The organism is Bariatricus sp. SGI.154 (assembly GCF_050313795.1).
Lineage (GTDB): Bacteria > Bacillota > Clostridia > Lachnospirales > Lachnospiraceae > CAMBRQ01.
On sequence record NZ_JBNPMC010000009.1, the window covers coordinates 69,804 to 94,908 of the forward strand.

General features: G+C 43.8%; 21 protein-coding genes and 1 tRNA gene. 7 read left to right on the forward strand and 15 right to left on the reverse strand.

What is annotated here, in order from left to right:
* Window positions 1-5: 5 nt before the first annotated feature.
* From ACQRBN_RS06340 to ACQRBN_RS06370, 7 genes are all read right to left on the reverse strand, one after another.
* Window positions 6-224 (reverse strand): hypothetical protein, encoded by a 219-nt coding sequence (locus tag ACQRBN_RS06340; protein WP_427738147.1) that lies wholly within the window; start codon window positions 222-224, stop codon window positions 6-8.
* Window positions 197-2,029 carry a hypothetical protein gene (locus ACQRBN_RS06345; RefSeq protein ID WP_427738148.1) on the reverse strand — a complete coding sequence of 611 codons (1,833 nt, stop codon included), beginning with the start codon at window positions 2,027-2,029 and terminating at the stop codon, window positions 197-199. The genes ACQRBN_RS06340 and ACQRBN_RS06345 overlap by 28 nt, the downstream gene beginning before the upstream one ends.
* A gap of 105 nt (window positions 2,030-2,134) precedes the next feature.
* A complete protein-coding gene (locus ACQRBN_RS06350) occupies window positions 2,135-2,941 on the reverse strand; it encodes a carbohydrate ABC transporter permease (RefSeq protein ID WP_427738169.1) in 807 nt (268 codons plus the stop codon).
* Between the two features lie 16 nt (window positions 2,942-2,957).
* On the reverse strand, window positions 2,958-3,851 hold the full coding sequence (locus tag ACQRBN_RS06355) for a carbohydrate ABC transporter permease (protein ID WP_427738149.1): 894 nt from the start codon (window positions 3,849-3,851) through the stop codon (window positions 2,958-2,960).
* Between the two features lie 102 nt (window positions 3,852-3,953).
* Window positions 3,954-5,273, reverse strand: a complete 1,320-nt coding sequence (locus ACQRBN_RS06360) for an extracellular solute-binding protein (protein WP_427738150.1) — start codon at window positions 5,271-5,273, stop codon at window positions 3,954-3,956.
* A 199-nt stretch (window positions 5,274-5,472) separates the two neighbouring features.
* Window positions 5,473-5,985: a hypothetical protein gene (locus ACQRBN_RS06365; RefSeq protein WP_427738151.1), complete on the reverse strand. Its 513-nt coding sequence runs from the start codon at window positions 5,983-5,985 to the stop codon at window positions 5,473-5,475.
* Between the two features lie 41 nt (window positions 5,986-6,026).
* Window positions 6,027-6,833 (reverse strand): AraC family transcriptional regulator, encoded by an 807-nt coding sequence (locus tag ACQRBN_RS06370; protein WP_427738152.1) that lies wholly within the window; start codon window positions 6,831-6,833, stop codon window positions 6,027-6,029.
* Window positions 6,834-6,951: 118 nt separating this feature from the next.
* Here ACQRBN_RS06370 and ACQRBN_RS06375 point away from each other — a divergent pair, with 118 nt between their 5' ends.
* The 7 genes from ACQRBN_RS06375 (at window position 6,952) to ACQRBN_RS06405 (ending at window position 17,495) form a co-directional block, all read left to right on the forward strand.
* The gene (locus ACQRBN_RS06375; RefSeq protein ID WP_427738153.1) at window positions 6,952-10,005 is read left to right on the forward strand and encodes a glycoside hydrolase family 2 TIM barrel-domain containing protein; all 3,054 of its coding nucleotides are present in this window, start codon (window positions 6,952-6,954) and stop codon (window positions 10,003-10,005) included.
* Window positions 10,006-10,135: 130 nt separating this feature from the next.
* The gene (locus ACQRBN_RS06380; RefSeq protein WP_427738154.1) at window positions 10,136-11,488 is read left to right on the forward strand and encodes an MATE family efflux transporter; all 1,353 of its coding nucleotides are present in this window, start codon (window positions 10,136-10,138) and stop codon (window positions 11,486-11,488) included.
* A 63-nt stretch (window positions 11,489-11,551) separates the two neighbouring features.
* Window positions 11,552-12,502: an AraC family transcriptional regulator gene (locus ACQRBN_RS06385; protein WP_427738155.1), complete on the forward strand. Its 951-nt coding sequence runs from the start codon at window positions 11,552-11,554 to the stop codon at window positions 12,500-12,502.
* 5 nt (window positions 12,503-12,507) lie between these two features.
* Window positions 12,508-13,560 (forward strand): CdaR family transcriptional regulator, encoded by a 1,053-nt coding sequence (locus tag ACQRBN_RS06390; RefSeq protein WP_427738156.1) that lies wholly within the window; start codon window positions 12,508-12,510, stop codon window positions 13,558-13,560.
* A gap of 304 nt (window positions 13,561-13,864) precedes the next feature.
* Window positions 13,865-14,995, forward strand: a complete 1,131-nt coding sequence (locus tag ACQRBN_RS06395) for a glycerate kinase (RefSeq protein ID WP_427738157.1) — start codon at window positions 13,865-13,867, stop codon at window positions 14,993-14,995.
* Between the two features lie 960 nt (window positions 14,996-15,955).
* Window positions 15,956-16,041 (forward strand) — tRNA-Ser (locus ACQRBN_RS06400).
* A gap of 149 nt (window positions 16,042-16,190) precedes the next feature.
* Complete coding sequence (locus tag ACQRBN_RS06405; RefSeq protein WP_427738158.1) at window positions 16,191-17,495, forward strand: MATE family efflux transporter; 1,305 nt, start codon at window positions 16,191-16,193, stop codon at window positions 17,493-17,495.
* A gap of 8 nt (window positions 17,496-17,503) precedes the next feature.
* Here the strand turns inward: ACQRBN_RS06405 and thiM are convergent, their stop codons facing one another.
* The 8 genes from thiM to ACQRBN_RS06445 form a co-directional block, all read right to left on the reverse strand.
* Entirely contained in the window at window positions 17,504-18,325 is an 822-nt protein-coding gene (thiM, locus tag ACQRBN_RS06410; protein WP_427738159.1) for a hydroxyethylthiazole kinase, read from the reverse strand.
* Entirely contained in the window at window positions 18,288-18,842 is a 555-nt protein-coding gene (gene thiW, locus ACQRBN_RS06415) for an energy coupling factor transporter S component ThiW (protein ID WP_427738160.1), read from the reverse strand. The genes thiM and thiW overlap by 38 nt, the downstream gene beginning before the upstream one ends.
* A 193-nt stretch (window positions 18,843-19,035) precedes the next feature.
* The gene (gene larE / locus ACQRBN_RS06420) at window positions 19,036-19,857 is read right to left on the reverse strand and encodes an ATP-dependent sacrificial sulfur transferase LarE (RefSeq protein ID WP_427738161.1); all 822 of its coding nucleotides are present in this window, start codon (window positions 19,855-19,857) and stop codon (window positions 19,036-19,038) included.
* Window positions 19,850-21,241: a nickel pincer cofactor biosynthesis protein LarC gene (gene larC, locus ACQRBN_RS06425; protein WP_427738163.1), complete on the reverse strand. Its 1,392-nt coding sequence runs from the start codon at window positions 21,239-21,241 to the stop codon at window positions 19,850-19,852. The genes larE and larC overlap by 8 nt, the downstream gene beginning before the upstream one ends.
* Window positions 21,234-21,986 (reverse strand): nickel pincer cofactor biosynthesis protein LarB, encoded by a 753-nt coding sequence (gene larB / locus ACQRBN_RS06430; protein WP_427738164.1) that lies wholly within the window; start codon window positions 21,984-21,986, stop codon window positions 21,234-21,236. Before larB ends, larC begins: the two co-directional genes overlap by 8 nt.
* 27 nt (window positions 21,987-22,013) lie before the next feature.
* Window positions 22,014-23,162: an aldo/keto reductase gene (locus ACQRBN_RS06435; protein ID WP_427738165.1), complete on the reverse strand. Its 1,149-nt coding sequence runs from the start codon at window positions 23,160-23,162 to the stop codon at window positions 22,014-22,016.
* 287 nt (window positions 23,163-23,449) lie between these two features.
* Complete coding sequence (gene uxaC, locus ACQRBN_RS06440) at window positions 23,450-24,865, reverse strand: glucuronate isomerase (protein WP_427738166.1); 1,416 nt, start codon at window positions 24,863-24,865, stop codon at window positions 23,450-23,452.
* A gap of 49 nt (window positions 24,866-24,914) precedes the next feature.
* On the reverse strand, window positions 24,915-25,105 hold a 191-nt coding region (locus tag ACQRBN_RS06445), incomplete at its 5' end, for a TRAP transporter large permease subunit (protein ID WP_427738167.1).

Below are 25,105 nucleotides of genomic sequence, written 5' to 3' on the forward strand. Positions count from 1 at the left end.
ATTCATTAATCAAAATCAAACTTATCATACCGCTTATGCATTGCTTTATAGCGCACACGGAATGCTTCATTGCCCGCAAGCACCTCTTCCTCTGTACCAGTAAACTGGCAGCGCAGACAATAATATTCTCCCTTTTCCTTGTCATAGAACATATCGATATCCAGATCTCTCATGAAACAGGACGGACACCTGTAATTTAATTTGCCTTTTCCAGATTGAGCCATGTTGCATATACCTCCTTATCTGATACCTTCTTCTTGTAGCCTAATGTGAACATCGGTGAGAACGCATATCCTTCGCGAACATATCCTTCTCCACCACCAGTCTGAGTCATGGAAACCCTTGTCTCAATCGCAGGAATTACCGCTGATACAGACACTGCATCCTCAAGGCTCTCTTCTCTGCATCTATATTCATAGACAATCGTCTTATCCTCAGTTCCTTCGCACTTCAGGACAATTCCATTCATATCTTCCGGATACTCTGTTGTTCCATAGCATGCTACCATATATTCATTCAGTTCTACTTCTGCATTCGGATCACTCATCTCAAGAATATTTCTCTCGATCTTGATAGATCCTGTACCCTCCTCAAAATACTCTTTCGTCTGAAGTGTTACTGTCAGATCTGCGAATTCAATCGTTACCGGGTCAAGCGTCAGGATTCTGGTATTGCCTTCTTTGGAGAAATGTGCTTTTGTACGACACAGACATAAGTCTACTTCTTCTCCGTTATGGCAGAGTTTCGCACTTCTGATCGTACCTTCTCCGGCATAGTGTGTGAAGTATCCTGCACGATATTTTTCCTGAATCAGGAATGGGTAGGACGCATCCTGTACATGTTTCGTACCGATACCAACTTCCCATCTAAGTTTTGCAGCATATGGACGAAGATCAAAGATTGCACCACCCTGATCCATATTAATACCTGCACGCATATATGGGTCTGTGTACCAGAAGAGCTGCTTATCAGAACCATAGAGGATGTCTCTCCAAAGTGCACATTCCGGCTCGGTATAAGTCTTCTTCTCACGATAATAATCAGCGAATTCAGACATCGTCATATCGATGAGTTTGCCTTCCTTCTTAAGTTCCCCATAATATTTGCAGCCGTCAGAATAAGACTTCAGAAGCAGTTCATAAGGTGCCTCCCAGCGCCCCATCTTATTCATCCAGCCAGGTCCAACGAACATCATATTATAAGCATATCCATTATTGTACTTCTCCTGCGCGCGATACTGGTCGATCAGATTGTACAAGTATGGATATTCCCATGTCTTCGTGTCATAGATCATACCTCTAAGCACATTCTGCGGATGAGTTCCAAAGTTAGATCCATTACCATCATAACATGCAAGCAAGTCTCTTGACAGATGTGGAATTGCAACAATTCCGCTGTCTTCTGCCTCATTAGCAGCCGGGGCATGTGTATTTTGCTTGGATGGAATCCATGGAGCCCACGGACCGCCGTCAAATAATGTATACCATGAATTATTACAGGTATGATAAGCCTTCGGACCTTCCTCCCAGCAAGTAGCAATCGCACACTTCACAGTCGGGTACGCCTCTTTGATATAGTTGGTCAAATCTGCATCCATATAATAAGAACCTGTAGACTCCGGATAGAAACCGAATGTATCGTGGAATTTTTCGAACACATCATCTACGATCTTCTTCTTATCTTCCATTGAGAACATCCAGATGCAGAAATCTTTCGTCTTATACTTCTCGCGAAATTCTTCACAAGGCAGACCGAGCAGAGATAATGCAATCTCATCCCCATATACTTCATGGTCATTCTTAGCGATTGCAACCGCCTCATCATTGAACAGAGCCGCATATGTCATGTGAATCGTAACCTTCAGTCCGTTCTCATGAGCCAGTCTCTGCTGTGTCTTAAAGATATCCAAAGACTCTGTCAAAAGTTTCTTATCTCCAATATCTTCTTCTTTACCATGTCCGGTTACAGTAGCAGAATATTCTGGAACCATCTCCGGTCTATGGATAACATTAAGAATAAATTCACTCATTTTGTCTAACTCCTTCTACTGTTGGTTTCATGTCATAAAAATTGTCCGGCATTGCTGCCAGTAAACATAACTTCATGCCGGACATTTTATCATTATTATTCTATTTTACTTAACAGCACCGGTAATACCTTCTGCGAACTGTTTCTGTAATACGAAGAATACGATCATTGTAGGCATAGAACAGAACAATACACCCATCATAATCATACCATAGTCAATCTTGTAACCACCGATCGTATTAGCGATCAACATTACCATGTTCAGTGACTTACCATCTGTCATGATTACCTTCGGCCACAGATAAGCATTCCATGCATTCATGAATGTGATAACAGCTGCTGCCGCATATGTAGATCTCATAGTCGGGAAGAACATACGGAAGAAGATCTGGAACTCATTCAATCCATCAATACGTGCTGCCTCTATGATATCAATCGGGAATGCTCTTGCATTCTGACGGAACATCATGATCATGAACGGCGTTGATATCATCGGAAGGAAGAAACCAACTGCTGTATTCAGAAGTCCTGCGTTACTGAACATCTGGAACAAAGGAATCATCGTTGCTACCTGAGGTACCATCATAGCCAAAAGCAAGATAGAAAACAGTTTATCTTTCCATTTATCATGATAAACCTCGAATCCATATCCAGCCAATGAACAGATGAAAAGACAGATAACAGTTACAGTAATAGCATACAAGAATGAATTACCCATTGCACGTGCCAAAGGCTGCTGAGCAATCAGGTTTTTAAAGTTCTCCACTGCATATGTACCTGGCATCAAACGACCTTTTGAAATATCAATATAGTTGTTTGTTGCAGCTGAGACCATCCACAGGAATGGAAATACTGAGATGATGGAGAAAATTGTCAAAAATATGTAAGTAGGAATCAGTCTTCTTTGAATCATTGATTTGTTCTTTTTCTCAGTCACGTGTATCACCTACTTTCAAATTAATAAATGCCAGGATTGCAACAAGTATAAATACAAAGAATGCCATAGCACTACCATAACCAAAGTTAGGAGCACGTAAGAAACATGTATTGTAAATATAATGAGACATTGTGATTGTTGCATTCGCCGGACCACCACTTGTCAGGTTGACAGACTCATCGAACAACTGCAATGTACCATTAATTGACATAATAAATGTCATAATAATTGTCGGTTTCAGAAGCGGTACGGTAATGCCCCAGAATGTCTTCCAGCCATTCGCACCATCAATCTTAGCTGCTTCATATACAGAATACTCAATATTCTGAAGACCAGCCAGATAGAATACCATATTGTATCCTGTCCATCTCCAGATAAGGGCGATGATAATTACCATCTTTGCAGACCAGGCATTACCCAGGAAGTTGTACCCTTCACTAAAGATTCCAAGTTTTATCAACGCATTATTAACCAATCCATCCTGTGCGAACAGGAAACGGAAGATAATGGAATAAGAAACTAATGAAGTTGCACAAGGCAAGAATACACATGTACGGAAAAATCCTTTCAGTTTCAGATCCTTATTGTTCAAAAGTTGTGCAAGCAGAATCGCCAGTACCAGCATAACCGGCACCTGAATTGCCAAGTAGAAGAATGTATTGCCTACAGAACGAAGGAATACTCTGTCTTCAAACATACGTGCATAATTAGAAAATCCGGTAAATTTATAATTCGTACCTCTACCTGTCTGTAAAGATAAGATAAAGGCTCTGACCATTGGATAAAAACTCATAACTACAATCATAAGAGTTGCCGGAGTGAGGAATGCCCAGCCGGCTGCTCTCTGCTTTGCAATCAAGTTCATCCCTTTCTTTTTAGGTTTCAATGGAAAACCCCCTTTGCTTCTCGATCACTTCAAATAAAACGGGGAACCGCTTAGCGGTCCCCCCGCATATTCCATCAATTAAGTTGCTACTATTCTTTTATCTTATTGGTAGTAGAATTCAGCATCTGCCTGAGCCTGCTCAAGGATTGTATCCCGATCTCCGCCAGTCATGATATCCTGAATTGCTGTAGAGACAACCTCACGAACATCATAATAGTAAGCACTTGTGTTGTTAGATGGTGTCTTCTCTGCAAATTCTACGATTGTTGCAAAGATTGGCTGATCACTCCAGAACTCCTGTGGCTCCTGATAAGCATCAGATTCTGCAGCTGGTCCATATGTACCGATAGCGCCTGTTGTAGGAAGGATGTTAGCATACAGGTCTACGCTTCCTGCGAATGTCTTAGCAAGGAAATCAAATGCCAGATCCGTGTTCTTGCAGTTAGATGTTACATACCAAGAAGATCCACCATTGTTAGAGTAGTTTGTAGCGCCTTCTGTCTCAACAAGTTTTGGCATGTTAGTGATTGCCCACATACCGGATGTCTCTTTCATACCCATTACTGTAGCGGTGATCCAGTTACCATTGATAGTACCTGCACACTGCTCATTCGTAATAGAAGATACATACTCATCCCACTCATTTACTTCATAGAAGACACCTTCTTTAACCATTGTCTGGTAGATATCGATACACTCATTCAGAGCATCGTTGCCAACAAGGTTCGGTGTTCCGTCTTCGTTAAACAGAGAAGCGCCTGCTGACTGAAGCATCATCATGATGATATCCTGGCTGTTAGCCTGTCCTGAAAGCATGAACTTACCAGTTTTCTCTTTTACAACTTTACCGATCTCAATAAACTTATTCCAGTCGATATCTGTCAGGTCGTCGATTGTATATCCAGCCTGCTCAAGGATATCTGTACGATAACAAGAAATAACTGCACCGTTGTCGAATGGTACACCGTAATTCTTACCATCTACTGTAGAGTAAGCAAGTTTTCCTTCTGCAAAATCATCAAAGTTAATTCCACTGTCTGTCAGATCTGTGAATGCTTCCGGATAGAAGGATACGAATTTCTGGAAAGAGTTGTCCTGCATCAGAACGATGTCTGGCATAGTTCCGAAATCACCAGACTCTGCACATGTCTGTAACTTTGTCTCACAGTCATCAGAAAGAGTCTCAACAACTTCAAGTTCGAACTTGTCATTCACTGTCTCCTTGTAAATCTTTCCTGCTTCCTCGATTGCAGGAATGTTAAATGCTGGGTCCCAAGTCCATACAACTAATTTGTCGCCGCCTTCAGAGCCGCCGCCTTCTCCTTCTGAAGATGCATCGTCAGATCCGCCGCTGGATCCACATGCTGCAAGTGACAGTACCATCGTACCTGCAAGTAATACTGAAAGTAACTTTCTTTTCATAATTTTTCCTCCTTTTTTTCAAATTACTTCATGCAATTATTGTACCAAATGAGATGCGTTAATTGTTCTCATATTCACTCACATAGTGTGCATTTTCAACCACATTTGTTATCTTTGCACGACTTTTGAAAGGATTCGACATTTTTTTTGTTTATTTTTACCCCATTTTTTGAGGTGTTACTTCTATATTAATGTAAAACTATGCCAAAAACACTTTGTCCGGATATCTTTTCTTTAACATTTGCAGCATTTCTTCGTTTAAATCGAGCAAAAGTTTAATCTTCTGCCTATCTACCGTGACAATCATTGTATAAAAGGGCGTATCCTCTTCATAGGATGTATAATCATACTTTGGCAGTTTTTCATTCCCGCCGTTTTTGCGGTATCTTGCCACTGCATCATGCCAGTTCGGCGCAACAACTTCTAACTTGCCCATGTCAAGAATATGCGCTGTTTTACGGTATTTTTTCCCAAAAATGATATCAATGGTTAATTGGGTACCTTCCAGTACATACTCGTATTCCTTCTGGCTGAATGTCGAGTAAGCAAAATACAGTACAACGAGAAGGAATCCCGGAAGCATGAAACCTTGCGACAGTGCAATTCCCATTAAGATCAGAATTACTGCAAAAACAACCATAATCACTCGTAGCACTCCCGACATCGCTTTCTGCTTTCTTTTTACCTGTTCCACAATCTTGTAATTATACATAATCTTTCCTCCTGGCAATGTATCATTTTCAAAATATCATATCAGTTCAGTCTCCTGAATTCAAGAGGCGTCACTCCTGTTGCCTTCTTGAACATCGCAATAAAATGGCTGGCATCAGAAAAGCCAGTCTGTGTTGCAATCTGCTGCACTTCCATGCGCCGGTTCGAAACCAGAAGTTCTCTTGCCCTGTTAATCCGATACGTCGTCAGATATTCATATACCGAGCAGCCAAGAAAGCGCCGAAACAGCCGTGACAGATACTGGGGCGTGACATAGACTCTACCGCTCAGCATCTGGGCAGTAAGTTCTGTGTCATAATTTGTTTCAATCTCTTTTATTACCGGTTCCACATACCGCCGATACAGAGGCTCATCCGCCAGATTCCTGGTATAGATGCTGTCTGTAAAATTCAACAGGAGGCAATAACAGCGGATAGACAGCGCACGGGCATCCGCCGACAGCACTTCCCAGTTCTCCATAATCTCATCAATCAGTTCTCCAATACGTTTTCCCTGCTCCTTTTCAATGATTATCACCTGCCTGTTTCCCACCATCTTGCCGATACTGCTGTCAATAGTTCCGGTAAAAGTAACAAAATATGTCAGCCATTCTTCCGAATCTTTGGCATAAGAGTGGTGCAAGAACGGCGCAATCAATATTCCCTCCCCTTCGTTCAGAACATATTCCTTCCCTTGCACTTCTACGATTCCCCTACCCTTCTCTGTCTGCAAATAATGATAAATCGGATATCCCTTCGGACGGAGCACACGGTCCTGCCTCCAGTGATTCCCGATGGACTCAAATACAAAAGGCTCATTGACAGGAGAATTTCTAAAATGAATTGGCATAGTTATCACCTGTTTCAAAATGTTATATTATTTAGTTTAACATACTACACTTTCTTTTGTCTATCCGTAATATAATGATAACAAGATGTAAACTTAATCAGCGAAGGAGGAAACGCTCATGCACACATTTGATTATGAAAAACTGAAAGATCCTCAGTATTTCCGTGACGGAAGACTTGATGCTCATTCTGATCACCCATACTATGCTTCAGCACTGGATATAGAAGCAGGGGTTGAAGAGTTCAAGGAAAGCCTGAACGGTCTGTGGAAATTCCATTATGCCAGAAATTATAAATCAACAATTCCCGGATTCGAAGCACATGACTATTGCTGCAAGGACTGGGAAGACATCCATGTACCTGCCCACATCCAGATGGAGGGATATGACATTCCGCAGTATGCCAATGTACAGTATCCATGGGAAGGACACGATGAGATTCTGCCAGGCGAGATCCCGGAGCACTTTAATCCGGTAGCAAGTTATGTAAAATATTTCACCGTACCGGAGAGAATGAAAGGAAGACGTCTCTTCATCTCCTTCCAGGGTGCCGAAAGTGGACTGGCATTGTGGCTGAACGGACAGTTTATCGGTTATAGTGAAGACTCTTTCACCCCGTCAGAATTCGAACTGACAGAATATGTAACAGATGGAGAGAACAAACTGGCAGCACAAGTGTTCAAATGGACATCCTCAAGCTGGTGTGAAGATCAGGACTTCTACCGCTTCTCCGGTATCTACAGAGATGTATATCTGTACACAGTTCCTGATCTGCACGTACGTGATCTGTGCATCCGTGCAATTCCGGATGAGACACTAAAAAGAGCCGAACTTAGCATTAATCTCGAAACCATATGTCAGAACGGCACGAACGGCAAAGCAATCTTCCGTCTTGCGAAGGATGACAGTGTCGTATTCGAAGAAGAAAAAGCATTAGACAGCGAAACTGCTTATGTATGGACCGTAGAAAACCCGGAACTTTGGAGTGCCGAAGCACCGAATCTCTATGACCTTACAATCGAAGTGTATAATGAATCAGGAGAACTTCAGGAGATTATCCCCGAGAAAGTTGGTTTCAGACGCTTCGAGATGAAAGATTGCATCATGACCCTGAACGGCAAGCGCATTGTTTTCAAAGGGGTAAACCGTCATGAATTCAGTTCTGTAAGTGGACGCTATGTAAGTGAAGCAGAACTTCGCAAGGATCTTGAGACGATGAAGTGCAATAACATCAATGCGATCAGAACCTGCCATTACCCAGATGCCTCCCTCATCTACAGACTTTGCGATGAATATGGCATCTATATGATCGACGAGAACAACCTGGAATCACACGGCTCCTGGGATCTTGCAGAAGCAACTGGCGACTATACCCATATCGTTCCTTGTGACAAGCCGGAATGGCTGGATGTCATGCTGGATCGTGTGAATTCTATCTACCAGAGAGATAAGAATCATCCGGCAATCTTAATCTGGTCCTGCGGTAATGAATCCTTCGGCGGAAAAGACATCTACGAGATGTCAGAACTATTCCGCAAGTTAGACCCAACCCGCCTTGTTCACTATGAAGGCGTATTCCACGACCGCAGATATAACGATACCAGCGATATGGAAAGCCAGATGTATCCATCTGTCGAGAGCATCAAGGCATTCCTTGCAAAAGACAGAACCAAGCCATTCATCTGCTGCGAATACACTCACGCAATGGGGAATTCCTGCGGTGCTATGCACAAATACACAGACCTGACTGACACAGAGCCACTGTACCAGGGTGGATTCATCTGGGATTATATTGATCAGTCTATCTACAAAAAGGACCGCTACGGCAAAGAATTCCAGGCATATGGCGGAGACTTTGGCGAACGTCCGACAGACTATAACTTCAGCGGTAACGGAATCGCATACGGCGGAGACAGAGATGCTTCTCCAAAGATGCAGGAAGTAAAATTCAATTACCAGAATATTACAGCCGAAGTATCTAAGACAGAAGTAACGATTATTAATAAGAATCTGTTCGTGAATACAGATACTTTCGAATGCCGTGTTGCAGTCGCAAGAGACGGTCAGGTAATCAGAAAAGCACTTTTAGAGACACATGTTGCACCACTTAGCACGGAAGTCTACACACTTCCAGTGCCAGAGGAGGCAATCGCAGGTGAATATACAGTTACGGTTTCCTTCCATCTGAAGGCAGATACCGTATGGGCGGAAAGAGGACATGAAGTTGCTTTCGGTCAGTACGTATACGAGATAGAGAAGCCTGCCACGACCTGTGAGAAGAATATTACCGTAATCAAGAGCAACCATAACATCGGTGTTCGAGGCGAACATTTTGAAGTAATGTTCTCCATCATGTATGGCGGACTTGTTTCTTACAAATACGCCGGAAAAGAGATGCTTGAGACGACTCCAAAGCCGAATTTCTGGCGTGCACCTGTAGACAACGACTGCGGCAATAATATGCCGGCCAGATATGCCCAGTGGAAGATTGCAAGCATGTATCTTTCCCACAAATCCATCGGTGATGAAGCATTCGCTCTCTGTAAGCCAGTCATCGAAGAAAAGGAGAAGAGCATCGCGATCACCTTCACATACAATCTTCAGACAGCACCTGCAGCAGCCTGCCAGGTAACCTATGAAGTATTCGGAGACGGACGCGTGAAGACTACCCTCTCCTATGATCCGGTAAAGGAATTAGGTGATATGCCGGAATTCGGTATGATGTTCAAACTGAGCGCAGACTATGATCATGTAAAATGGTATGGCCTTGGACCGGAAGAGACATACGCGGACCGCAAGAAAGGGGCAAAACTTGGCATTTATCAGAACCTTGTAAAAGATAACATGGCTGCATATCTTGTCCCACAGGAATGCGGCAATAAAGAAGAAGTCAGGTATGCAGAAGTTACAGACCGCAAGGGAAGAGGTATGAGATTCGAAATGGCATCTGAGAACGGACCAATGTGCTTCTCTGCTCTTCCGTATACTCCGCATGAAATGGAGAACGCAATGCATCCATTCGAACTTCCGGAAGTTCATTACACAGTTGTACGTGCCGCAAAAGGACAGATGGGTGTTGCCGGCGACGACAGTTGGGGCTCTCTTACACATCCGGAATATCTGTTGGATATCAGCAAAAAATTAGAATTTACTTTCTATTTCTGCGGTATCTAAAAATTAACTTGAGTTAGACAGAGCATTGTGGTTAAATAGACAACAGAGAGGATGGCAGGATGGTTCTGCTGCCCTCTCTGTCTATTTTCTATAGGCAATACTCTTGGCATGAGAAAGGGTTCCTTAGATTATGAGCAAGGAAAAAGTTATGGACATGACTCAGGGACCGGTATTAAAGCAGATGTCAGCATTTGCTCTTCCGGTGCTTCTGGGCATGTTATGTCAGAGGATCTATAATTTTGCAGATACCTATATCGTAGGAAGGTATCTGGGAGACGAGGCACTGGCAGCCGTAAGCATCGCCGGAACTGCCATGTATCTTCTGTTCTCCATCATGATGGGAGTAACAACGGGAATCAGCGTCGTCATCTCACAGTTTTACGGTGCGCATAAAGAACAAGAGATCAGACAGACATTCGTAGCCGGAATCTATGTTGCAGCCGGAACAACAATCATAATGACTGCCCTTGGCATCTCTACTGTTCATCCACTGCTTAAGGCATTGCAGACGTCAGATGAACTGCTGCCCGCGGCGTCAAGTTATCTGGTCATCATCTATGCCGGATGCGCTGCAACGATGCTGTATAACTTCGGTTCATCAGTTCTCCGGGCACTTGGCAATTCAGTGGTTCCATTGATATTCCTGATGTTATCCAGCGTACTGAATGTATTCCTGGATATCGTGTTCGTCGCATGGATTCCAATGGGAGCAGCCGGCGCCGCATTTGCGACCGTACTGGCACAATTAATCTCCGGCATACTCTGTATCATATACGCTTTGAAGATCATTCCTTTCCTGCGAGTCGACAGAAAGGATTGGAAAATGGACAGATATCTTGCCGGGCAAGTGTTGCGTTACGGACTTCCGACCGGTCTGCAGATGAGCATCATCTCCATATCAGACATGACTTTGCAGGCGGTTGTAAATACATACGGAACAACAATGGTGGTTGCCTATGGAGTTTGCCTGAAGGTAGAGGGACTGGGATTCCAACTTGCAGATGCGATCGGTTCGGCACTTGGAACCTTTACCGGGCAGAATGTGGGTGCCAAAGACTATGGCAGAGTGAAAAAAGGTGTACGAAGCGCCTATTTGATGAATGTAATATGCTATGGCATCTTCTGTCCTCTGGTCTTTGTATTCGCGCGTCCGATCATGGAAGCATTTACCCAGACACCAGAGGCAATTCAATTCGGTGTAGAATATATGCGTGTCTTTACATTATTCTTCCTGGCCGGAGGTATTCTGGTCGTATATCATAATATTCTTCGTGCATCTGGTGATGTGGCAGTCACAGTACTTATGGGTGTAAGCGAAGTAGTCACAAGAATCGGATGTGCATTACTGTTCCCGCAATTGTGGGGCTACCGGGGATTATGGCTGGTATCGCCAATCACCTGGATCTGTGCGATGTTGGTAGGTGCAGTACGATATTATTCCGGAACCTGGAAGAAGAAGGCAGAAAATATGCATCTTAAATAGCACCAGATATAACAGCATTTCGACAATAAGCCGGGATTAACAAAGACAAAAAGGAGAAAAGGCGTGAGTAAGAAGAAAAAACCCAGGATGGAATTCCGATATTACCAGATGCCGGCAGGAAGCCCGATTCTGGCACTTCTGGGACAAAAGTGGGCACAAACATACGGCAGAGATATTGATTACCTACATTTTCATAACTATCTGGAGATCGGCTACTGTTATGAAGGACGGGGGGGTATGACGTTAGGCGAACAGGAACTACGTTTCTCAGGCGGACAATTTACTATCATTCCAAAGAACTATCCCCACACAACAAATAGCGATCCGGGAACAATCAGCAAGTGGGAGTATCTGTTTATCGATGTGGAAGGCTTCCTGCGCGAAATATACCAGGGTGTAGGTAATACCAAGAGAATCGATCGTATGATTTACCGGATTAATTCTTCCGCAGTATTGAAGAATGTAGCAGACTCAAAACATATCGCAAGAATGATCCGCGGGCTTTTGGACGTTATGCGCGAAAAACGTGAACTATATCTGGATGAAGCCAAGGGTATTCTTTTGGCACTTCTGGTAAATATTGCCCGGGAGAATACGATTGAGGAGGTCAATCTGGACGATTCGGAGGAAGAAGATATAAAGACTGCCACATTAGTTTCCCATGCCCTGGATTATATCACCCTCCATTTTATGGAACCGCTAAGAATTGAAGATCTGGCAAACTGGTGCCATATCAGCGAGACACATTTCAGAAGAGTTTTTTCGGCATATATGAAGATGAGCCCACTGGAATATATCAATCTGGTTCGGATACAGACTGCCTGTGAGTATCTGAAGAAAACAGACAGCCCTATCGCAGATATTGCACATAAATGTGGTTTCTCTACATTGTCCACATTCAACCGGAATTTTAAACAGACAATGGGAGTATCGCCTCATGAATGGAGAAAACGCCCGGAAAACTATGAACAGCAATTGTTAAAATTCGAGATACATTCAGAAGAAGGGTGGTAATACAAATGGAAATTTCCAAAATACTGGCATCTCAGATTGTCAATGCCGTATATGAAGTTGTAAAAAAAGATACCAACCTGATCAATCCTTCCGGCATCATTATTGGAAGTACGGACGAAAAACGAATCGGTACTTTCCATGCGGCCGGAGCCTATGCGATCGAACATGGGATTCCCGTATTTGTAGATGACATGCATCCGTTCCAGGGGGCAAAAGACGGAATTAACTATCCTATCTTCCTTGCAGATACTGCGATTGCTGCCATTGGAATTACCGGTGATCCAAAGGAACTTAAGCCCTTTGGATTCCTGATCACTAAGATTACGGAGGTTTTCTTAAAAGAGCAGCAACTGAATCAGCAGATGGTCTCCAGAGACCGGGCACTTCATTATCTGATCACTTCACTCATCTACGATAATGTACCTAATCAGCGCCAGTTAGATCAACTGATTCAGGAATACGGACTGAACCGTGAAGATGAATTCGCCGCATTGTCCGTAAAATTAAAAGACGCTTCGCTGGAGAATTCCTTACGTTTTTATTTTCATTCTATTGGATGTAAACTATCTTTGTACCTATATCCTAACGAATGGGTAGCAATCTTTGACAAAGGCATATTCCAGCGATTCCATCCCGAGGAATTGACAGCAAGGTATCAGGGGCAAATATCTGCCGGACTTGGAGACTTTGGTACTCTGTACCAACTCAGCCACTCCTATAACAATGCCCGGCTCGCCCGAAAGCATGCTCAGAACCAGAACCTTGAATTCTGCGATATCGGGAATATCTCGATTGAATTCATATTAGAGAGTATTCCTTCCGATATTCAGCATACTTACGCAGACCGTATCCTTCAGCCACTGTCAGAGAAAGAACTGCATATCTTAAAGACGTATTTCTCTAATAATCTGTCACTGAAAGAGACTGCTGCCCTGCTCTTCATTCACAAAAATACGCTGCAATACCAACTAGACCGGATCACGGAGAAGACGGACCTGAATCCCCGTGTATTCCAGGATGCATTCCTGCTGCAGTTTGCCTTATATTGCGGAATGTAATCTGAATATCACATTATCCCATACCTACACAGGGCTGACAGAACAATAATATAGTTAATTGTATCTATGAGTTCTTATCCTCGTAAGGCGTATGCCAATAAATATAGCCAACGAATATAGCCAATAGATTTAGCAGTTAAACTTACGCTGCTAAGTTTATTGGTTTTTGTTATGTATAATAATTTTATATATTTTTTTATCGTTTTTCTGTTATGAATTACATAGATTTGCTATCTAAAACTGCTATACTGTAATTAAGAAAAAGATTTGAATCAAATTCAAAAAGATACGGAGGTTTAAAATCATGAAAGTTGTTGTTGCTATCGACTCTTTAAAAGGAAGTCTGACATCTATGGAAGCTGGCTATGCAATTAAGCAGGGCGTACTCGCTGCTAATCCTGACGCTGAGGTCATTGTAAAGCCTCTGGCAGACGGCGGAGAAGGAACTACAGATTCCCTGATCGAAGGATTAGGCGGAGAACGGATCGACGTAACTGTAACCGGCCCTCTTGGCAAACCTGTGGATGCTTATTATGGATACCTGGAAGAAAGCAATACTGCAATCCTTGAGATGGCAAGTGCTGCCGGCATCATCCTTGTATCCGATGCTGAGAAAGATCCTATGGCTGCTACCACTTACGGCGTGGGCGAGATAATTAAAGATGCTGTCGAAAAAGGATGCAGGAAATTCATTATCGGAATCGGCGGAAGCGCTACCAACGATGGAGGTCTTGGAATGCTCAAGGCTCTTGGTTATGAATTCCTGGATGAAAATGGCAAGGATGTTGGCGAAGGAGCACAGGCACTGTCTAAAGTTGCTTCTATTAAAACAGAAAATGTATACTCCAAGTTATCTGAATGCCATTTCCAGATTGCATGCGATGTAAACAACCCGCTCTGCGGAACCAATGGTGCAACCTACATCTACGGTCCACAAAAGGGCGTTACCGAAGATATGAAAGAGCCACTGGATCAGGCTATGGCAAACTACGCAAAAGTAACATCTGATACACTTGGCAATGATTACAAAGAATCTGCAGGCGCAGGCGCTGCCGGCGGTATGGGATTCGCATTCTTAAGTTATCTGGGGGCAGAACTTACACCGGGAATCGAACTGATCCTGAATGCCGTAGGTCTTGAGAATGAATTAAAAGACGCTGACATCGTAGTAACCGGCGAAGGCAGACTGGATCACCAGACGGCCATGGGCAAAGCACCTGTCGGTGTTGCAAAACTTGCAAAGAAATATGACGCTACCGTAGTTGCTTTCGCAGGAAGCGTTACCAAAGATGCAAACGCTTGTAACGAGGCTGGAATTGATGCATTCTTCCCAATTGTAAGAGGAGTTACCACCTTAGAGGAAGCTATGAAGTCCGAAAATGCAAAAGCGAATATGGCAGCAACGGTGGAGCAGGTATTTAGGCTTTTTAAATAAGGAATTTAATTCATGAAGAGTAATTCGTAAAGTGTACGGCAGAGAGAGGGAGCATGCATAGCCTGACTTGTAATTTGCACTATAATTACATACCGCCGGGTAAGTTTCCTGCGATAAGGTATGTAAAATCACGCGGAAAAGAGCACTTTCACAAAGTGTTTCTCCACGTGCACACCCTGTTATCCATTCAAAACGTTCCACGCACGCTCCGTCAGGAATCCTCCCCGTTCATTAAGAGTTACACACGGAGAATGTCAGGCAGAGAGGGTAGAGTGGGTGGTTCAGTGTCGTAGAAGAGCCGTACAAGCCGTTGATGAAAAATAGATCTAAATCAGGATGAATTCTGTGCCACTAGCACAGAATTCAAGAATGTCTGAGCCGGAGAAATCTTCAGATTTGTCCGGTGATTACATTCGGTTCCTGATTTTAGATCTATTTTGAATCTACGGATTGTAGGCGACTGGAGTCGACACTGAACCACCCAATCTACCCTCTCTGCCGTACACTCTTGAACAACTCTTAAAGAACTAAATTCCCAACTTTTGTTTTTCTTAAGAAATTTTATAAACATTTCCATTTCTTGACATATCTACGTCACATTTACTTTATATAATAAACCTATCAAATAACAGAAGACGGTAGTTGTACTTCACTTCATAAAGGTATAGTTACTGGCTTCGCCTAACAATAAGTAAAATTTAGATAGATTTTTTCATCCCCCTCCAAGGATCGGTGCCAAGGCATCGGTCCTCTTTCCTTATTACGTTTCTATAATTATATGCTTATTTCCAAGATTGCTTCTTCATTTTGCCAAATTAATCTCATGAAGTCTTATGAATTTTCCAAGGGTTTTTGCAAGATTTTTCAAGAATTTCAGATTGGGTATTCCCTCATTCCCTTCATCTGTGTTATAATAGATAGCGCTGAAACGCAATGATATTCATATTGTTTATTGATTAGGCAGCAGTGGTCGAGTTGGCTGATGGCATCTGCCTCGAAAGCAGAAGAACCGCAAGGTTCCGGGGGTTCAAATCCCTCCTGCTGCGCTTCAATCCTATTCCTCCGCAGATCACTGCGGGGGATTAGTTATACTTGCCGCCGGGTAAGCACGTTTTTACGTTGGTTTTCGTATCGTTAGGCCTTTGAAGATACGAGATACCAGCTTTTTTTATGGAGAAAACTTTAGGAGGTTCTAATGAATCGTATGCAATACTTAAAAGAATTCATCAAGTATACTACTTCCAATGTATTAGGAATGTTCGGCTTGTCCTGCTATATTCTTGCAGACACTTATTTTATCTCAAAAGGTCTTGGCGCAAACGGACTTACCGCTCTGAATCTGGCTATTCCTGTCTACAGTTTCATACATGGCAGCGGACTGATGCTTGGAATGGGCGGTGCAACCAGATACTCTATCTATCAGAGCCAAAAGAAAGTTCAGAATGCTAATATTATATTTACCAATGTCATATACACTACCGCTCTTCTCGCTTCTATTTTCTTGTTGATGGGGCTATTTCTGTCAGAAGAAATCACTGCTGCCCTGGGCGCAGATGCAGAAGTATTCGCCATGACTAACACTTACCTGAAAGTCATCATGATCTTCGCGCCAATCTTCATGATGAATGAGGTTCTGATCTGCTTTGTCCGAAATGATGGCAATCCTCAGTTGACGATGTGTGCAATGCTTAGCGGAAGCCTGGCAAATATCATGCTAGATTACATCTTCATCTTCCCTATGCACCTTGGAATATTCGGAGCCGTATTTGCAACAGGCTTCGCACCGGTCATTAGTATGAGCATATTATCGCTTCATTTACAAAAAGGAAAAAATCAATTCCATCTTGTAAAAACCGGGATTGATTGTCGCATGATACTAAAAACCTTATCATTAGGTTTTCCTTCCCTGATTGCCGAGGTATCTTCTGGCATCGTGATTATCGTATTCAACATAATCATTCTGAGATTACAGGGAAATGTGGGCGTTGCGGCCTACGGCGTTATCGCCAATCTGTCTCTTGTTGTCGTGGCAATCTACACGGGAGTTGCACAAGGAACCCAGCCTCTCATCAGCAGCGCTTATGGCTGTGGCGACCAAAAGAATATACGGCAAATATTACGCTACGCTATGGCTGCTATGTTGATGATCTCGTGCGTAGTCTATCTGGCTGTGTTCTTATTTGCAGAACCAATTACATCAATCTTTAATAGCGAGAATAATCTGCTGTTACAGAAAATTGCTGTTCCCGGGCTTAAACTATATTTTACTTCTGCTGCATTTGTCGGATTCAATATTATAATCTCTGTGTACTTTACCTCGATCGAACGGGCAGTCCCGGCACATATTATCTCTTTACTCCGAGGACTGCTGGTCATTGTACCGATGGCATTTCTACTGGCCAAGTTATGTGGGATTATAGGAGTATGGCTTGCTTTTCCTGTGACAGAATTATTGGTTGCTATTCTGGGCGTTGGACTATATTTTATCAAGGGTCACTAGAAAGTTTTCTATAGTTCTCGAATCCTAATTTTCCCCTCCAGTACAGCCTCATCCAAACCATACAAACAATCCAAGAGTCTCACTTGAAATGTCCCCGTCCCCGGGCAGTCCTTCGCCGCTAATTCACCCGCAATTCCCATGGACACAGTACCCAATATAGCTGCCGCTGTGCTTCTGTCTCTTCCAGCCGCCAGATATGCGCTGCATAATGCTCCCAGCATACATCCTGTTCCAGTAATATCCGATAACATAGGATCTCCGTTCGAGATCAGATATGCTTTCTCTCCATCTACAATCAGATCTTCCTTCCCACTTGCCAGAATCACTGCCCCTGTTTCGTCTGACAATCTTCGGAAAATCTTCACGATCCGATTCAAATTCCCGGAATCAATCGCATCTTCTCTCCCAGCGTCAATTCCAATACTGTGAGACGGCTCCCCGGCTATCGCAAGTATCTCTGACATATTTCCTTTAAGAATCGAGACAGCCCCCTCTTTCATCAGTTCTTTCGCATATTCCATCCGAAGTTTGCTGCAAGCCACGCCTACCAGATCCAATAACACCGGGATTCCCTTTTTCTGCGTCGTCTTTAACGCAATCTTCATAGACTCCATTCTGACATCCGTAATATTCCCCAGATTCAGCATCAGGGATTCTGCCATGGACGTAATCTCTTCCACCTCGACCGGATGCTCTGCCATAATCGGTCGCCCGCCTGCTGCCAGTATCACATTGGCGCAGTCATGAATCGATATTGGATTCGTAATACAGTGAATCAATGGCTTTCGTTCTTTAATTTGCCTTTGCAGCTGCTGTATGTTTTCTATCATAGACTTTTTCTCCCAGACTTAATTGAAACTTGGCAAGCAGACCTGCCTTACTCAATGCTTTCAGGAAGAAATACGCTACCGTACCTCCCATCAGCGTTGCTCCTAAGAACATCGGGGTATAGAAGAAGGCCGTAAGCCCGTCTCTTCCCATCAGGAACGCCATCACCGGATAAGAGACAATCGAACCGATAATGCCGGTCCCAAACACCTCTCCAATCACTGCACAGATAATCTTACCGCCGGATGCACGGTAAAATACTCCCGATAAAAATGCTCCAAATACCGCCCCTGTCAGCGCAAGCGGCGGAATCCCCATGAACAGCATCCGGATAATCCCAATCAGTGTCGCACACAGCAGAGAATACCACGGTCCCATCAATACTGAACACACAATATTAATCAAATGAGCGGTAGGGCACATCCCTTCTACTCTGAGGATTGGAGAGATTACAACTCCAACCGCTACCATCATCGCCAACATTACCATACGAAGAACTTCTACTCTCGTCTTCTCCATGAAATCAATTCCTTTCCATATTGTATTCTGGCGGTCGAAGTTCCCTTACTTCCTCTCACTCCGAAACACGGATTCCCTCGCTATGTTAATCCTCCTCACCGGAACCCAGGGCGCTCCCCCTCGATTCCACCTTATGTGACTTGGCAATTATTTTGTATCCTAGCACTTTTTTCATTCTGTGTCAAATATTGAATTAATTCGTTATCCCATCATCCATACTTCCAGACCGGAACCCTTCCAAATCCAATGTAATATATACATATCCCAATTCCTTTAGATACCGGATAATCTCACCTTTTTGTTCCATAATCAACGGCATCTCATCCTGATTCACTTCAATTCTGGCGATAGTTCCATGAACCCTTACCCGCACATTATATAAGCCCATACTCTTCAAGTATGCTTCTCCCCGTTCTACCTTACGCATATCTTCGTAAGACAGTCTGGTTCCATAGGGAAATCTGGTCGCCAGACACGGCGTGGATGGTTTCTTTGACACGGAGATTCCGTATTCTTCAGCAAGCCTCCTGACTTCCGCCTTGGTAAGTCCCACATCTGCCAACGGGCTGATAATTCCAAGTTCCCGAACTGCACGAATCCCCGGACGATATACTTGCAGATCATCTTCATTCGTTCCCTCCAGAATCTTGTGGATTTCTAGTCTGTCTGCTTCCTTTATGATTGCCTGAAAAATATACTTCTTACAGAGATAACATCGATCTACGGGATTCTCTTTCATGCCCGCTTCTTCCAGTTCATCAATCCTGATTACTTTGAATATCGCCTCCATCTCTTCTGCCACTTTTCGTGCGCTTTCTACTTCCCCCGCAGGATGCAGCATCGTGTGCAAAAAGATTCCGTAGACATGTTTCCCTGTTTTCTTAACAGCATCACTTGCAATTTTCAACAGGAGGCTGCTATCCACGCCTCCTGAAAATGCAACCATAATATCTTCTGCAGCATAACTTTGGATCTGCTCCACTAACTTTCTCTTTTTCGTTTCATAATTACTCACGGAATTCCCTCTTCCACACATTCTCTGCCTCATGGCGAATCTGACTCCACACATCCTGATAGGACAGATTCTGATTTCTACAGATTGCTGCCACACTCTCATATTCCGGATATACCCTAATATTGCCATCAAACTTACAGATCTTAATCCGCGCTTCTCCGAATGAAGTCGTCATCGTATGGATCTCGCGCTTCATTACTGTCCGCTCCATCTTCACCCTGCGAATTCCGATCGTCGTAGTCTCTCTGAAGATGATCTCCTCCATCTTAGACACATCCTCTTCCGAACAAATTACGTTCAACTGATACGCCGGACGATTCTTTTTCATATATACCGGAACATAATGCACATCTCTTGCCCCTGCTGCAAAGAGCTGCTCCATCACATAACCGAATGCTTCTCCTGTACAATCATCAATATTGCTCTCTAATTTATAGATGTAATCAGCCTCATCCTCCACAGGCTGTATCAGCATTCCACGTAAGATACTGGTTCTTCCATAGTCTCTCTTGCCGGCTCCCATTCCTGTCTTCAAGATTCTGTATTTGCCCGGTAATCTGTCAGATGTCCGAACTGCTGCCACGATTGCGGCACCGGTAGGCGTTACCAGTTCTGCTTCTGTGTCCGTAATATGCAAGGCAAGTCCATGACGTTCTGCAATGTTCGCAACCGCCGGAACCGGAACCGGAATGATTCCATGCTGGCAGCGAATGGTTCCCCGCCCTTCATATAATTCCGGTACAACCACTCCTGTAATATCCAGATTATCCAGACAGATGGCTGCCGCTACAATATCCACAATCGAATCGACTGCACCTACTTCGTGGAAATGCACCTCTTCCAGGGTTGTTCCATGGGCTTTCGCCTCAGCCTGCCCTAATACCAGAAAAATATTGGATGCTATCTGTTTGGCACGATCAGAAATCCCGGAATCCCGGATAATGTTCTGAATCTCACGCAACCCTCTGTGTTCGTGGCTGTATATATGATGAGCCTGTCCGCTTTCCCCATGGAAATGCTCATGCGTATGCCAGTTCCCCCCATGAGTATGTTCATGCGTATGCCGGCTTCCTTCATGGCTATGTTCATGCATATGAGTATGCTGCTCTGTATCATGACTATGTTCATGCATATCATCATGTCCATACAGATATTCATTATCATGATCATGATTCTCATGCTCCTTATCCAGAATCACATTGAAATCACACGCATCCAGCCCAGACTTCTTCACACGGCTGATCTGAATCTCGAATCCATTGATCGGAAGACTTCGAAGCTGCTCCTTCAACACTTCCGGATCTGCCCCCAGATCCAAAAGCACCCCCACCGTCATATCACCACTGATTCCACTATAACATTCCAAATATAAAGTATTACTCATCTATCTTAACCCCCAGTCTGTTAATCTGTGTTGCCATATACCCCGCTCCATAGCCATTGTCAATGTTAACCACCGCTACTCCATTTGCACAGGAATTAATCATCGTAAGAAGTGCTGATAGCCCCTTCATATTCGCGCCATAACCCACGGAAGTCGGAACCGCAATCACTGGTTTATCCACCAGACCACCAATCACACTTGCCAAAGCGCCCTCCATCCCTGCTACCGCAACTACACAGTTCGCCTTTTGGATGGTCGCAAGCCGTGCCAGAAGTCTGTGAAGCCCGCTGACACCCACATCATAGACCCGCTCCACATAAGAGCCGAAATACTCTGCCACCTGCGCTGCTTCTTCTGCCACTGCAATATCAGCCGTTCCAGCCGTACAGACCGCAATACAGCCGACTTTCTCTTTCCCGTTCTTCTCTATCTTCACAATCCGGGACACCTCATCGTAACAAACCTCCGGATATGCCGCTTTCAATAATTCATACTGCTCCTTTGAGGCACGGGTTCCAAGAACTTCTCCGTCTGCTTCATATAGTCTGCCGAATATTTGCAGAAGATGCGCATCTGCTTTGCCGCTACAGAACACAACCTCCGGGAATCCGGAACGTATCTTTCGATGCGTATCTAATTTTGCATATCCTAATTCTTCAAAGGGCTGACGACGCAGATATCCTTCCGCCTCATCAACAGATACCTCTCCGTTTTTCAATTTCGTTAATATTTCATGCGTATCCATAGTTTCCTCCCGTATTCTTCAACCTTCTTAAGCACCAAATACTGCCGCTGCTTCTTTCATATTCTGAATCACAGGAACTTCAAATGGACATCTCTTCTCACATGCGCCACACCCTACACACTCAGAAGCCCTGTGTTTCAACACTGCATAATGCTCTCTTACAGTCTCAGGAACTTCCCCCTGCGCTTTCGTCAGATTCAAAAACTTCGTAACGGTTGCCACATCGATCCCCTTCGGACACGGTGCACAATGACCACAATACATACAATGTCCCTTCCAACTGATCTTCGGAAATGCTGCGAACGCTGCCGCATAATCCTTCTCCTCGTCAAATGCATCCGCATATCCGGCACTCACTTTCAACTCTTCCACTGTATGTGCTCCGGCCAGTACCGTTGCCACCGCCGGACGTGTCAGAGCATAATGCAGGCACTGGTATGGTGTAAGCGCCTTTCCTGCCGGAGACCAGGCTGCATCCAGAAGATCTCCACCCCCGTATGCCTTCATTACGGTAATGCCTACGCCTTTACGATTACACAATTCATACAACGCCTCTCTGTCTGGGTCCATGTTCAGGAGGTGATTCTCATAGTTCTTCTCATCCCAGAGGGCATAGCAGTCCTCTCCCGCCGGCTGCAGATCATAACAAGGATTCACACTGAACATCAGAACTTCGATCAACCCGCTTTCTACTGCTGTCATTGCAACCTTCGGATTATGACTGCTAAGCCCTATATGCTTAATTCTTCCATTTGCTTTCAATTCTTTAGCATACTCTATTACTGGTCCATTTACAATCCCATTCCAGTCATCTATTGAGTCTACATAGTGAACCATTCCAACTTCTATGTAATCCGTCCCTAGTTTCTTAAGAAGGTCTTCAAATCCTTCCTTCACCTCGTCAATATCGCGTGTTCTCTTATACTGCTCGTCTTTCCATATAGTACACAGATGTCCTTGCAGAATGAACTTATCCCTTCTGCCCTTCATGGCTTCTCCAATCAGCTGACGGATCTTCGGGTTCGGCATATAGAGATCCAGATAATTCACGCCGTATGAGGCAGCCGTATCCATCAATTCCTGTGTATATGCACCGTCATGGTCTACAAAGCCCTCACATCCCATTCCAATCTCGCTAACCAGAAGCCCTGTGTTCCCCAATTCTCTGTATAACATACCTATATCCTCCTACATTTTAACATGATAAAACCATTCTTTGAAGTTATGATATTATTTTATTGTATATAGCGGCTTCTGTCTAATACTTCTTATCAATTATATACCATGCCTCAAAGACATTCTATAACCAATAGAGCCTGCCACTGGCAACCACCTCCGAATGCCGTGACAAAAAGCACCATACAAGTCACACTTGTATGATGCTTTTCTGAATGATTCGAAAGAATCTGTTTTAACGATTCATTTCCAACTGTATTCCTTTTGTTTTTTAACTCCGGCTGTGACTATTTCATCTCCAGGTCAAACCCGAAATAACGAATCGCATTATTATAAGAAATTCCCTTAATAATCTTCTCCAGGTTCTTCATATCTTTCGGATATTCTCCATTCTCTACCCATCCACCGATCAACTCGCAGAGAATCCTTCTGAAATACTCATGTCTTGGGTAAGACAGAAAACTTCTGGAGTCCGTCAGCATTCCGTTGAAATTGCCTAACAGACTTAAATTCGCCAAAGATGTCATCTGTTTCATCATGCCCGCCTTATTGTCGTTGAACCACCATGCGGAGCCCTGCTGTATCTTTCCAACTACATCTGAATTCTGAAAACATCCAAGAATTGTTCCTAATGCCTCATCATCATTAGGATTCAGACTGTACAGAATCGTCTTCGGCATACTTCCTGCCTCATTCAATGCATTCAGGAAATCTGCGGTCTCACTGGATGGCGCATAATTATTAATGCAGTCATATCCGGTATCCGGTCCTAATTTCTGATACATCTTCGTGTTATTATCACGCTTACATCCATAATGAAGCTGCATTGCCCATCCAAGGCGTGTATACTCCCCAGCAACAAAGAGCATGAATGCAGTCTTGAACTTCAATTCATCTAATCTGGATATCTTAGCACCTGCAAGACGCTGTGCGAAGATATTCTCTACTTCTTCATCAGAAGCCGGCTGATACATGACATACTCCAGAGCATGGTCTGACGCACGACATCCCATCTCGTCAAAGAACACCATCCGTTTTGCAAGTGCTGCTTTCAGATCAGCAAAAGAACGGATCTCCATATCTGCAGCGTTTTCAAGTTTCTCAAGATAGTCTGTATAATCAGGTTTCTCCAGATTCATCGCCTTATCTGGCCTCCATGCCGGAAGTACCTGCACATCAAAACTGTCATCTGCCGCGATCACCTTGTGCCATCTCAGATCATCTGCCGGGTCATCGGTCGTACAGATTAATGTTACGTTAGACTGGCGGATCAGGTTACGGACACTCATCGAGTCCTCTCTCAATTTTGCATTACAGAGATTCCACACTTCTTCTGCTGTCTCACCGTTCAATACACCATGATAGTTAAAATATCTCTGCAATTCCAGATGACTCCAGTGGAATAGCGGATTACCGATTGCCATCTCCAAAGTCTCTGCCCATTTCTGAAACTTCTCACGGTCCGGCGCATCACCTGTGATATAATACTCATCTACACCGTTTGACCGCATCTGGCGCCATTTGTAATGATCACCGCCCAACCATACCTGGGTAATATTCTCGAACTTTCTGTCCTCTGCAATCTCCTGAGGATTAATATGGCAGTGGTAATCCAAAACCGGAACTTTTGCCGCATATTCATGATACAGTTCCTGCGCTGTCTGCGTGCTTAACAGAAAATCCTTATCCATAAATTCTTTCATTTCATCAACCTCCGTTTAAATCCAATCTATTTATACCTTTTACCCACACTTACACATAACCCATCAGACTTGGCAGCCACAATGACAACTGCGGTATGTAAGTTACCAGTAACAATACAATAAAAATTGCCGCAAAATATATTAACAACTGTTTAATAACCGTCTCAATCTTCACACCACCAACTTTTACTCCCACGAACAGGGTCGTACCTACCGGAGGTGTAATCGTTCCAATACATA